The following is an 11815-nucleotide window of genomic DNA, read 5'->3' on the forward strand; positions in this document are numbered from 1 at the left end:
AGAGGAGAACCCATGAAACTCGTTACAGCCATCATCAAACCCTTCAAGCTCGATGAGGTGCGAGAAGGTCTCTCGGCCATCGGGGTGCAAGGCATTACCGTGACCGAAGTCAAGGGCTTTGGCCGCCAGAAAGGTCACACCGAGCTGTACCGCGGCGCGGAATACGTGGTCGATTTTCTGCCCAAGGTCAAGATCGAAGCTGCCGTGTCCGACGAACTGGTCGATCAAGTGATCGAAGCCATCGAAGGCTCGGCCCGCACCGGCAAGATCGGTGACGGCAAGATCTTTGTGTACAACCTCGAGCAGGTCGTGCGTATCCGTACCGGTGAAACCGGTAAAGAGGCGCTCTGAGGCTCACACAACCGAGAGAACACTGACATGAAAAAACTACTTGTCTCCTTCGCACTGGGTTTGAGCCTGTTGGCCGGCGGCACGGCCGCCTGGGCGCAAACCACCCCCGCGGCTGCCCCGGTGGCAGCTGCTCCGGCGGAAGCCAAACCGGCTGAGGCTGCTGCACCCGCAGCGGCCGCGGCGGCACCTGCCGCTGCAGCAACCGCGGCACCGGCTCCGGCCGAAGCCGCACCGGCTGCTCCGGTGCCCAACAAGGGCGATACCGCCTGGATGATGGTGTCCACCCTGCTCGTGATCCTGATGACCATCCCCGGCCTGGCCCTGTTCTACGGCGGCCTGGTTCGCAGCAAGAACATGCTGTCGGTGCTGATGCAGGTCATGGTCAGCTTCTCGCTGATCGTGGTGTTGTGGTTCATCTATGGCTACAGCCTTGCGTTCACGGAAGGCAGCGCCTTCATCGGCGGCTTCGACCGACTGTTCATGAAGGGCATCTGGGACAACGTCGCCGGCACCTTTGCCAACGGCGCCACCTTCAGCAAGGGCGTGGTGATTCCCGAGATCGTGTTTGCCGCCTTCCAGGCTACCTTTGCCGGCATCACCGGCGCCCTGATCGTCGGCGCCTTCGCCGAGCGCATCAAGTTCTCTGCCGTGCTGATGTTCATGGTGCTGTGGTTCACCTTCAGCTATGCACCGATCGCGCACATGGTCTGGTTCTGGATGGGTCCGGACGCCTACACCGCCAAGGAAGTGGTCGACGCCATGAACGACAAGGCCGGTTTCATCTGGCAGTCTGGCGCGCTCGACTTCGCCGGCGGTACCGTGGTGCACATCAACGCTGCTGTGGCTGGCCTGGTGGGTGCCTACATGGTGGGCAAGCGCATCGGCTACGGCCGTGAGTCGATGGCCCCGCACAGCCTGACACTGACCATGGTGGGTGCCTCCCTGCTGTGGGTGGGCTGGTTCGGTTTCAACGCCGGTTCCGCCCTGGAAGCCAACGGTTTCGCTGCCCTGGCCTTCATCAACACCTTCGGTGCCACGGCTGCCGCTGTGCTGGCCTGGTGTGTTGGTGAAGCGCTGATGCGCGGCAAGGCTTCCATGCTGGGTGCTGCCTCCGGCGCCGTCGCCGGCTTGGTGGCCATCACTCCGGCTGCTGGCAACGTCGGTGTCGGCGGTGCCTTGGCCATCGGCCTGATCGCCGGTTTCGCCTGCCTGTGGGGTGTCAACGGTCTCAAGAAGCTGCTGGGTGCCGACGACTCGCTCGACGTGTTCGGCGTGCACGGCGTGGGCGGCATCATCGGTGCCCTGCTGACCGGCGTGTTCAACTCGCCGGCCCTGGGCGGCCCCGGCTTCGTGGCTGACTGGGTGACGGCGACCGGCATCACCGCCGCCGACTACTCCATTGCTTCGCAAGTGTGGATCCAGGCCAAGGCTGTGCTGATCACCATCGTGTGGTCCGGTGTGGTCTCCTTCATCGCCTTCAAGCTGGTGGACCTCACCATCGGTCTGCGCGTCAGCGAAGAAGACGAGCGCCAAGGTCTGGACATTTCCTCCCACGGCGAGAGCGCCTACAACCGCTAAGCGCAACGGACGGCAGCAGGTTCGGTCAGCTGCCGTCCCATCGACAGTCTCCTCTGGTTCTTCAGCCCGCAAGAGCTTCGGCTCCGGCGGGCTTTTTTGTCGGTGGCCGGTGCACAATGCACGAAACTGGAGCAGCCACCATGACGACTTCTCTCCAACTGCGCAGCGGCCTGCTGCGCTGCGATATCCGGCCCGATCTGGGCGGTTGCGTGGCCGGCCTGTGGCGGGGTGACCTGCCGGTGCTGCGCTCGACGCCGGCCGAGGCGTTGACCACGGTACGCCAGGCAGGGTGTTATCCGCTGGTGCCGTATTCGAACAGGGTGGGTCAGGCGCGCCTCAAGTGGGCCGGCACCAGCCACCCGCTGGTGCAGAACAATGCGGCAGAACCGCATGCCATCCATGGCGTGGGGTGGCAGCGGCCCTGGGAGGTGCTGGAGGCTGATGCGCAGTTCGCCCTGCTGTCCTACGAACACAAATCCGACGCCTCCTGGCCCTTTGCCTTTGACACCTCGCAGGCCTTTCGCCTGCGCGATGACGAGCTTGAGCTGACCTTGAGCATCACCAACCAGTCGTCCCAGGCCGCGCCGGTGGGCTTGGGCTGGCACCCGTATTTCGTCAAGCGCCCGGCCAGCCACCTGCGTTTTGCTGCCAGCGGGCGTTGGGAAATGGGCGCGGACAAGCTGCCGACGCATCGCCTGCCGTCTACGGGGCTGGACCAGCCCTGCACGACGCTGGATGTGGACCATTGCTTCGATGGCTGGAACGGCGAAGCCGTCCTGAGCGATACCGGCTTGCGCATCTGCCTCGCATCGAGCCTGAACCGGCTGGTGGTGTTCACCCACCCGGCGCGCGATACGGTGGCGATCGAACCGGTCAGTCACGTCAACAACGCCGTCAACCTGCTGGGGCAAGAGGGCATGACGGCCGAGGCGCTGGGGTTGACCGTGCTGCTGCCCGGCGCGTCGATGAGCGCGACTATGACGATCCGGGTCGAAGCTGTTTAATGCTCCCGGCGTGAATCCAGGGGCCGGGCCGGAGTTACCATCGCAGGCTATGGATTCAGCTCTGCAACACATCACCGAACGCGTGCGCACCGCCGCTGCCGACGGCACCCCTTTGCGCATCCGCGGCGGCGGCAGCAAGGACTTCTATGGCCAGACGCTGCAGGGCGACCTGCTTGACACCCGGCCGCTGGCCGGCATCGTCAGTTATGAGCCGAGCGAGCTGGTGGTGACGGTGCGTGCCGGCACGCCGCTGGCAGAGCTCGAAGCGGCACTGGCGGAAAAAGGCCAGTACCTGCCGTTCGAGCCGCCGCATTTCGCCAGCGGGGGCGCGGTTGCCACCGTCGGCGGCATGGTGGCAGCCGGCCTGAATGGTCCGGCACGTGCCAGTGTCGGTGCGGTGCGCGACTACGTGCTCGGCGTGCAAATGCTCAATGGCAAGGCCGAGTTGCTGACCTTCGGTGGCCAGGTCATGAAAAACGTGGCCGGCTACGACGTGTCGCGCCTGATGGCCGGTTCGCTCGGCACACTGGGCCTGCTGGTCGAAGTCTCGCTCAAGGTGCTGCCCAAGGCCGTGGCTGAGAGCACACTGGTGTTCGAACTCGATGAAGCACAGGCCCTGGCCCAGCTCAACCGCTGGGGCGGCCAGCCGCTGCCGATCAACGCCTCCTGCTGGTTTGATGGCGCGCTCATGGTGCGCCTGCGCGGTGCCCAGGCGGCTGTCGCCGCTGCCCACAAGACCATGGGCGGCACGGTGATGGACGCACAAGCGGCTCCGCTGTGGAACGCCCTGCGCGAGCAGACCGCTCCCTTCTTCCAGCTGGCGCAAGGCGAGTCGCTGGTGCGCCTGAGCGTGCCCGACACCACGCCACCGCTGGACCTGGGCCCGACCCTGGTCGAATGGGGCGGCGCCCAGCGCTGGCTCAAGCTGCCGCTAAGCGCAGCCTCGGACCGAGGCGCCGTGCTGGCCAACCTGGCCGGCCATGCCACGCTGTTCCGCGCGGTGGACAAGAGCGCTGGCGTCTTCACGCCGCTGGCCGCACCGCTGGACCGCATCCACCGTGAACTGAAAAAGCAGTTCGACCCGGCCGGCATCTTCAACCGCGGCCGCCTGTACCCCGATTTCTGAGCCGGACTGGCGAACCTTTCATGCAAACCAATCTCGCGCCCGAATTCAAGAACACGCCAGACGGCCTGGCCGCCGAAGCCATCCTGCGCAAGTGTGTGCACTGCGGCTTCTGCACTGCCACCTGCCCCACCTACCAACTGCTGGGCGACGAGCTCGACGGCCCGCGCGGCCGTATCTACCTGATGAAGCAGGTGCTCGAAGGCGAAACGCCGACGCGCAAGACGCAGCAGCACCTGGACCGCTGCCTCACCTGCCGCAACTGCGAAAGCACCTGCCCCAGCGGCGTGGACTACGGCCACCTGGTCGACATCGGCCGCAAGATCGTTGACGCCAAAGTGCCGCGCCCGACCGGCGAACGTTTTGTGCGCTGGGCACTGAAGGAGGGCCTGACCTCACCGCTGTTTGCGCCCGCCATGAAAATGGGCCAGTTGGTGCGCGGCCTGCTGCCGGAAACGCTCAAGGCCAAGGTGCCGGCCGCGCAAGATGCCGGCGCCTGGCCCACGCGTGAGCATGCACGCAAGGTGCTCATGCTGGCCGGCTGTGTGCAACCGGCCATGATGCCCAACATCAACAGCGCCACCGTCCGCGTGCTGGACGCCGCTGGCATCCAGACCGTGGTGGCCGCCAAGGCCGGCTGCTGCGGCGCCGTGAAGTTCCACCTGAACGACCAGGACGGCGGCACGGCCGAGATGCGCGCCAACATCGACGCCTGGTGGCCGCATGTGGAAGCCGGCGTGGAAGCCATCGTCATGAACGCGTCCGGCTGCGGTGTCACGGTCAAGGACTATGGCCACATCCTGCGCGATGACCCGGCTTACGCCGCGAAGGCGAAGCGCATCAGTGAATTGACCAAGGACCTGAGCGAACTGCTGCCCCAGCTGGTGGACACGCTGCGCGGCAAGGTCGCGGCCAAGGCCGGCCAGATGACCTTCCACCCGCCTTGCACGCTACAGCACGGCCAGAAGCTGCGCGGTGGCGTGGAACAGTTCATGGGCGAACTCGGCTTCAAGATCAACACCTGCCGCGTCGAGCCACACCTGTGCTGCGGTTCGGCCGGTACCTACTCGGTGCTGAATCCGGAACTGGCCTACCAGTTGCGCGACCGCAAGCTGGCCAACCTGGCCGAGATGAAGCCGGAGGTGATCGTCTCCGCCAACATCGGCTGCATCACCCACCTGCAAAGCGGCACCGGTACGCCGGTGAAACATTGGGTGGAGATGCTGGATGAGGCGTTGGCGGGCTGAATTCGTCCATCTCGCTCAATGACAAGGCGCCGGGCTTGCCCGGCGTTTTTATTGATGTGATCCGTCGGCTAGCGGCCAAGAACTGTCTCTCGGATTCACGGGGCGGTTAACCGCTTCAGGCTGGTTGCAGCCGTTCGACTTTGGCGCCTCAGTGACTGGTGGCGCCGAAACCGGTCATTGCTGCCTTCTTCCCTTGAATGTCTGAACCGCTTCGGAAAGCGGACCTTCTAGTGGGGGGGGGGCAGGTCACGACATCCAATGACCGCTGTTGTGCTCTACGAACTGGCGCTCCTGACCCAAAGCTGTCGGAGCAGTTACTAAAAAGCAGACATTCAATTTGCGCTCATCGGTGGCTACCCCTGCGCATCCACGGATAGCAAAAGGAACCCGGAAGAACCGCCATCAAGAAGTGGCTGAATTTCCGCGTTCACGTGAGTCGTTTCGAAAATGGATTTCGATGGTTGAGTGAGCGATCTCCTCGTGGCTCGCAAGGCGCTTGCGTATGACATCTGGTGTCAGCGTGGCGTCATGTGTCACTACCGTGAGTGCGCAAGAATAGACCTTCTTGCCCACACGCCAAACGTGCAGATCGGCGATTCGCGTCTCGCCCGCATCGGTCCCGGTTTCCACAACCTCCCGGATCTCATCGACCACAGGGTGGTCCATCTCCCGATCCAGCAGTACCTTTCCTGTGTCAATAATCAAGCCCTTGGCCCACACAGTCACCAAGATGCCGCCAACGATTCCCATTACCGGGTCGAGCCAGGACCAGCCGTAAATCCAGCCGCCGATCAGGGCGACGATGGCCAGCACTGATGTAGCGGCGTCGGCGATGACGTGCAGGTAGGCCGACTTCAGGTTCAGATCGTGATGGTGGTGCGCGTGGTCGTGCTGGTGATCGTTGCCATGGGCGTGACTGCCTCCGTGGTCATGGTGATGCGCCTTGCCGAGGATGAACGCACAGATGAGATTGACCACCAAGCCGAGAACGGCCACGACGATGGCTTCCTGGTACTGGATGGGCTGCGGCGACAAGATTCGCTCCACCGAGCTGATGACCATCATGACCGCCACGCCAAGGAGAAAGATGGCGCTGGCAAAGCCGCCCAAGATCTCGATTTTCCAGGTGCCAAAGGCAAAGCGCGCGTCTGAGGCATACCGGCGTGCGGTTGCGTAGGCCATAGCCGACAGGCCGATGGCTACCGCGTGGGAGCTCATGTGCCAGCCATCGGCCAACAGCGCCATCGAGTTGTACCACCAGCCTGCCGTGATCTCGACCACCATCATCACTGCGGTGATCCACATGACGATTAGCGTGCTTCGCTCGGCAGATTCGTCGCTGACGTGGAACACGTGATCGTGTATCCAGTTTGATAGGTCTTCAGTGTGCATATGTGGCCCTTACGAAAATTGTCACCTTAGAAGCCCAGCTTCGACCCTGCGCCCAGCAAGGTCGCAAGGCCGAGCATGGCGAAGACTCCCGCAGCTATCGAGTGGACCAGCTTCATCGGGATCTTGGCAGCCAGTTTGTCGCCCACAAACACGGCTGGTACGTCGGCAATCAGCATGCCCAGCGTCGTACCTATCACCACCATCAGCGGCGAAGCGTAGTGCGCAGCCAGAGCCACGGTGGCGATTTGTGTCTTGTCACCCATCTCGGCGAGGAAAAAGGTAATCAGCGTCGCCCCGAAAACGCCAAAGCGCTTGGCAACCTTCGTCTCCTCTTCCTCGATTTCATCGGGAATCATGGTCCAGATCGCCATGCCGATGAAGGAGATGCCGAGCACCCAGCGCAGGACTTCGGGCGTGATGGTGGAGGTGATCCAGGCACCCAGCGCACCAGCGAGACCATGGTTTACGACAGTGGCCGCCAAAATGCCCGCGATGATAGGGAGAGGCTTCTTGAAGCGCGCTGCAAGGATGAACGCGAGAAGCTGGGTCTTGTCGCCGATTTCAGCCAGGGCGACGACGCCGGTTGAGACGAGGAGGGATTCCATGAGAGTTCCAAGGCCGGTTCAATGACGATTGACCACGACGCATCCCCGGCCAAATCGGAGGCGTTGTGGTCAAAGGTCTTGCCAGGCGTTGGAGCTGCTTACGCCATGACCGAAAGGTCAAGTGTGTTGACGTAAGCCTCTTCAGGGTGAAGAGCGGCTACTCCCCAATGACACGGCCAATTATATCGATCAATCTCATGCGGTGAGCACTACAGGCTTGCTACCGCGCTACTCTGTCGTACTCGGACTCCAGAAGGCCTGGCGTATGGTCGGCAAGGCGGCGAGACGCTCTACGAGCGCATCCAACTCATCCCCGTTGACGGAAGTCGCCGCAAGGGTTGCCTCAATTTCTACTTCATTCTGCCCAAAACTATGCAAATCCAAGTTTCTAACAGGATGATTGCTACGATCCAACTCGTCCTCAAGCTGTGACATCACTATCTTCTGATGGTTGCGCTCTGCGATCACATAGACCGTATTCGTGACTTCCACAGATGCATCGTCAAGCGGCTTGCGATTTATCGCGTTAACAATTGGGCGCAGCAAGGTGTTTGCCGCCAATACGAACAAGGTCGCCAATACAGCCTCCGGAATTAAATCTGCGCCGGCCGCCCCGCCAACTGCGGCGGAAGCCCAGAGCGTTGCCGCAGTGTTGAGACCACGTACATTGCCTTCCTCGCGCATGATCACTCCAGCTCCCAGGAAGCCGATACCGGAAACGACATACGCCAGCACGTGAACCCCACCAGCGTGGCCGTCAAGCCGATTGGCAAGGTCTACAAAGACTGCAGAGCCGACCGCGACGAGCACATTGGTTCTTAATCCCGCTGTGCGCTGGCGATATTGACGCTCCAGACCGATCAGCCCCCCCAAGAAGAACGCTGTGGTCAAACTTACCAGAGTATCAATCAGCGATGTCAGGTTGATGTTGTGAATTGCTTCCACATCGATCTCCTTATTGCCACCCGTAGCGGCGGGTGTATATCCCTTTCATGGCTTGAGTCAAGCCCATATACGCCAGCAAGATCAGCGGCAACAGCGCAAAGTACAGCGGCGGCAGAACTTCCAGCTTGAAGTAATGTGCGAATGGCCCCATAGGCAAGAAGATCCCTATGGCCATGATGATGCCTGTCGTCAGCAAAAGCGGGGTGGTTGCCCGACTTTGAATGAACGGCAATTTGGGTGTACGGATCATGTGCACAATCAGCGTCTGTGTCAGCAGACCAACCACAAACCAGCCCGACTGAAACAGGGTTTGGTTCTCGGGACTATTGGCTCCGAAAACAAACCACATCATGGCGTAAGTTGTGATATCAAAGACCGAACTGATAGGTCCAAAGAACATCATGAAGCGCCCGATATCGTCGGGCTGCCAGCGCTGCGGCTTTTGCACCAGTTCTTCGTCCACGTGGTCGAACGGGATGGCAATTTGGGAGATGTCATAGAGCAGGTTCTGTACCAGCAAATGCATAGGAAGCATGGGCAGGAACGGAATGAATGCGCTGGCCACCAGTACGGAGAAGACATTCCCGAAGTTCGAGCTAGCCGTCATCTTGATGTACTTCAGCATATTGGCAAAGGTTCGACGCCCTTCGAGCACTCCTTCTTCCAGGACCATCAGACTCTTTTCCAGCAGGATGATGTCTGCCGCCTCCTTGGCAATATCAACCGCTGTGTCAACTGATATGCCAATATCCGCCGTCCGGAGCGCGGGGGCATCATTGATGCCGTCTCCCATGAAGCCGACGACATGGCCGTTGGCCTTCAACGTACGGACAATGCGTTCCTTCTGCGAAGGCGTCAGCTTGGCAAAAACGTTATTTTTCTCGACCGCGACAGCCAATTCCTGATCGCTCATGCGCTCGACATCACTACCGCGCAATACGCCGTGCTGCTGCAAGCCAACTTCGCGGCAGATCTTCGCCGTCACCAGTTCGTTGTCCCCGGTCAATATCTTGACCGCAACACCGTGCTCTTCTAACGCCTTGATGGCGGGGGCGGTGGATTCCTTCGGGGGGTCAAGGAAGGCAACGTAGCCGACCAACGTCAGGTCGCGCTCATCAGCAACACCATAGACCTCTTGCGTCGGCGGAATTTCCTTGGTGGCGACCGCCACCACCCGCAATCCTTCTTCGTTGAGATCCTCCGTAACGGCACGAATTTTTCGCAACAGCTCATCGCTGAGCGGCTCAAGGACTTCGCCATGCCGGACCCTGCTGCAGACTGCCAGGATTTCTTCCACAGCCCCCTTGCAGATTAACTCATGGTGATCCTCCCGTTCACTCACTACCACCGACATGCGTCGGCGCGTGAAGTCAAAGGGGATCTCGTCCACCTTGCGGTAGTTGCTGGCCGGATTAAGTTCTTGGTGCACTTCAACGTGCTCCAGGACCGCAACATCCAGCAAATTCTTCAATCCTGTCTGGTAGTAGCTGTTGAGGTACGCCATCTCCAGCACTTCATCAGATTCCTCGCCCCAGACATCAACGTGCCTGGTCAGGAAGATCTTGTCCTGCGTAAGCGTCCCTGTTTTATCGGTACACAGGACATCCATGGCACCGAAGTTCTGGATGGCATCCAAGCGTTTGACGATGACTTTTCGGCGCGACATCAGTACCGCCCCTTTCGCCAACGTCGACGTGACGATCATCGGCAGCATTTCCGGCGTCAGACCAACGGCAATCGAAAGCGCGAAAAGCAACGCCTCCATCCAGTCATGCTTGGTGAATCCATTGATCAGCAAAACCAGCGGCGCCATGATAAACATGAACCGAATCAGAAGCCAGCTGACTTTGTTGACCCCTGCCTGAAAGGATGTTGGCGCACGATCTGTTGTGGTCAAGCGACCAGCCAAGGCACCGAAATACGTACTTCCACCTGTGCTCAGCACAATGGCGGTGGCAGAACCGGAGACGACATTGGTCCCCATGAATAGGATATTGTCCAGTTCCAGAACGTTGACGTCTTCGCCATCGCTCAAGTTGGCAAATTTCTCGACCGGCATGGACTCACCCGTCATAGCCGCCTGGGAGACGAAAAGATCTTTCGCAGACAGGACACGGCAGTCTGCAGGGATCATGTCGCCTGCCGAGAGAACGATGGTGTCACCCGGCACCAGCAGCTTGATTGGCAACTCGAACCGATGCGTTGGTTTGACGCTAAGCTGGACACCAAAATATCGCCTCGCGTCAGACGCAGCGTTGGCGGAAATATCGCGGCGAAGCACGGTCGCTGTTGTACTGACCATGGCCTTCAACGCGTCCGCCGCCTTATTCGATTTCGCCTCTTGCCAGAAGCGCAGCAGGGTGGACAAGACCACCATCACGCTGATCACAACCGTCGCTTTCAGATCATCGGTGACGTAGGACACGCCAGCCAGCAGGGTCAGCAGGAGGTTGAAGGGGTTCTTGTAGCAATGCCACAAGTGAACCCACCAGGGCAGCGGCTTTTCATGGTCCACCTCGTTGAAACCGACTTGCTCCCGAATGGAATCGGCTTGTACGTCTGTCAAGCCCTCAGATGCGCTTGAAAAGCGTCTGTAGAGCGCATTGGAGTCGGCGAGCGACGATTCGATCAGCAGCTTGGTAACGTTGGCGGGAACATCTCGGCTGATTTCGGCTCGCGTGAGACCCTCGAACATGGCGAGTCGGCGGAAATGCCTGCCCATGTGCCGAGCTCGAATAAAGCCAGCGAAAAATTCTTTCAGAAAGCTGAAGTTCATCTTTTTTCCCTCGCGTATAAGGTGAACGCTATGTCAGTGGATCAATTAAAGTTCCCAAAACCAAGTCGCAAAGCAAGTGTGCCCTGCGAATATGACGAAATCGCAGTCTGCGGATGACCTCATTAAAACTCCGCGTGCAATCTCAGTCCCCACACGGTCACTGGGCCGCGATCCGGGTTGTAGGCCGGGTTTGTCAGGCGCTGCCAGTCCAGGGTCAGATGCGTCTGCCGGCTCAAGCCGATCAGGTAGTAAGCCTCGACCACCTGCTCCACGCCGTAGCGCACCGGGCCATAGGGGTTAGGGCCGTCGCCAGTGAACAGCGCATACAGGCCACGCCCTAGATAGTCACGCCGATCTGCGCTGGCATACTGGTTGGAGAAAGCCAGACCGGCTGCATCGAAGGGACGGCCCCAGACTGCACCTTGGGCCACGATGCCTGCGCTCAGGCTTGAATCCGCTTCGGTAAAGGCCATGGTCTCCCCATCGCTGTGCGTTGACATGCCCCGGGCAAACACACCCACCTGGGACGTCAGGGCCTGTTCCACATTGAAGCCCAGGCCTGTCTTGGTGCGGTCCACGCGCGGATTGGCACCGTTGTCGTCGAACCCGTTCTCGATGAGCGCAATGTTGGCGGTACTGGCATAGGTGCTCAGCCGCATGCGGTTGTGAAAGGCCAGCAGTCGCACCGCGCCGGTATTCCAGCGTTTCTCCAGTTCCAGGTTGTAGCCCACCCGATTCTTGGACCAGCCCTCGAAATCCAGATCCAGCTGGTTGGGCAGCACAGGCATCAGGTA

The 11815-nt window shown here is 60.6% G+C and carries 10 protein-coding genes and 1 riboswitch; of the genes, 5 read left to right on the forward strand and 5 right to left on the reverse strand.

Annotated features, from left to right (window positions below; all coding sequences use genetic code 11):
* Positions 1–12 precede the first annotated feature (12 nt).
* The 5 genes from glnK to glcF all read left to right on the forward strand — a co-directional run bounded on the left by glnK (position 13) and on the right by glcF (position 5303).
* Complete coding sequence (glnK, locus tag CDE01S_RS14455) at positions 13–351, forward strand: P-II family nitrogen regulator (protein WP_066709007.1); 339 nt, start codon at positions 13–15, stop codon at positions 349–351.
* Positions 352–378: 27 nt separating this feature from the next.
* Complete coding sequence (amt, locus tag CDE01S_RS14460; RefSeq protein ID WP_066709010.1) at positions 379–1929, forward strand: ammonium transporter; 1551 nt, start codon at positions 379–381, stop codon at positions 1927–1929.
* 140 nt (positions 1930–2069) lie between these two features.
* Complete coding sequence (locus CDE01S_RS14465) at positions 2070–2933, forward strand: aldose 1-epimerase (RefSeq protein ID WP_066709013.1); 864 nt, start codon at positions 2070–2072, stop codon at positions 2931–2933.
* Positions 2934–2982: 49 nt separating this feature from the next.
* Positions 2983–4059, forward strand: a complete 1077-nt coding sequence (gene glcE, locus CDE01S_RS14470; RefSeq protein ID WP_066709016.1) for a glycolate oxidase subunit GlcE — start codon at positions 2983–2985, stop codon at positions 4057–4059.
* 20 nt (positions 4060–4079) lie between these two features.
* On the forward strand, positions 4080–5303 hold the full coding sequence (gene glcF / locus CDE01S_RS14475) for a glycolate oxidase subunit GlcF (RefSeq protein ID WP_066709024.1): 1224 nt from the start codon (positions 4080–4082) through the stop codon (positions 5301–5303).
* Between the two features lie 402 nt (positions 5304–5705).
* Here the strand turns inward: glcF and dmeF are convergent, their stop codons facing one another.
* From dmeF to CDE01S_RS14500, 5 genes are all read right to left on the reverse strand, one after another.
* Positions 5706–6695 carry a CDF family Co(II)/Ni(II) efflux transporter DmeF gene (gene dmeF, locus CDE01S_RS14480; RefSeq protein WP_066709026.1) on the reverse strand — a complete coding sequence of 330 codons (990 nt, stop codon included), beginning with the start codon at positions 6693–6695 and terminating at the stop codon, positions 5706–5708.
* Between the two features lie 26 nt (positions 6696–6721).
* The gene (locus CDE01S_RS14485; protein WP_066709027.1) at positions 6722–7300 is read right to left on the reverse strand and encodes a TMEM165/GDT1 family protein; all 579 of its coding nucleotides are present in this window, start codon (positions 7298–7300) and stop codon (positions 6722–6724) included.
* Positions 7301–7302: 2 nt separating this feature from the next.
* Positions 7303–7484, reverse strand: a riboswitch (yybP-ykoY riboswitch).
* Positions 7485–7528: 44 nt separating this feature from the next.
* Positions 7529–8251 carry an MgtC/SapB family protein gene (locus tag CDE01S_RS14490; protein ID WP_439648678.1) on the reverse strand — a complete coding sequence of 241 codons (723 nt, stop codon included), beginning with the start codon at positions 8249–8251 and terminating at the stop codon, positions 7529–7531.
* A 4-nt stretch (positions 8252–8255) separates the two neighbouring features.
* Positions 8256–11021, reverse strand: coding sequence for a magnesium-translocating P-type ATPase (mgtA, locus tag CDE01S_RS14495; RefSeq protein WP_066709031.1), 2766 nt, complete (start codon positions 11019–11021; stop codon positions 8256–8258).
* A 122-nt stretch (positions 11022–11143) separates the two neighbouring features.
* The coding region (locus tag CDE01S_RS14500; RefSeq protein ID WP_174525475.1) for a carbohydrate porin at positions 11144–11815 on the reverse strand (672 nt) is incomplete at its 5' end.

This window comes from Curvibacter delicatus NBRC 14919, assembly GCF_001592265.1.
GTDB lineage: Bacteria > Pseudomonadota > Gammaproteobacteria > Burkholderiales > Burkholderiaceae_C > Hylemonella > Hylemonella delicata.

What these genes read in the sequence shown, in the direction of transcription:
- glnK (WP_066709007.1), top strand. Translation starts at nt 13, where the DNA reads ATGAAACTCGTTACAGCCATCATCAAACCCTTCAAGCTCGATGAGGTG.
- amt (WP_066709010.1), top strand. Translation starts at nt 379, where the DNA reads ATGAAAAAACTACTTGTCTCCTTCGCACTGGGTTTGAGCCTGTTGGCC.
- CDE01S_RS14465 (WP_066709013.1), top strand. Translation starts at nt 2,070, where the DNA reads ATGACGACTTCTCTCCAACTGCGCAGCGGCCTGCTGCGCTGCGATATC.
- glcE (WP_066709016.1), top strand. Translation starts at nt 2,983, where the DNA reads ATGGATTCAGCTCTGCAACACATCACCGAACGCGTGCGCACCGCCGCT.
- glcF (WP_066709024.1), top strand. Translation starts at nt 4,080, where the DNA reads ATGCAAACCAATCTCGCGCCCGAATTCAAGAACACGCCAGACGGCCTG.
- dmeF (WP_066709026.1), bottom strand. Translation starts at nt 6,695, where the DNA reads ATGCACACTGAAGACCTATCAAACTGGATACACGATCACGTGTTCCAC.
- CDE01S_RS14485 (WP_066709027.1), bottom strand. Translation starts at nt 7,300, where the DNA reads ATGGAATCCCTCCTCGTCTCAACCGGCGTCGTCGCCCTGGCTGAAATC.
- mgtA (WP_066709031.1), bottom strand. Translation starts at nt 11,021, where the DNA reads ATGAACTTCAGCTTTCTGAAAGAATTTTTCGCTGGCTTTATTCGAGCT.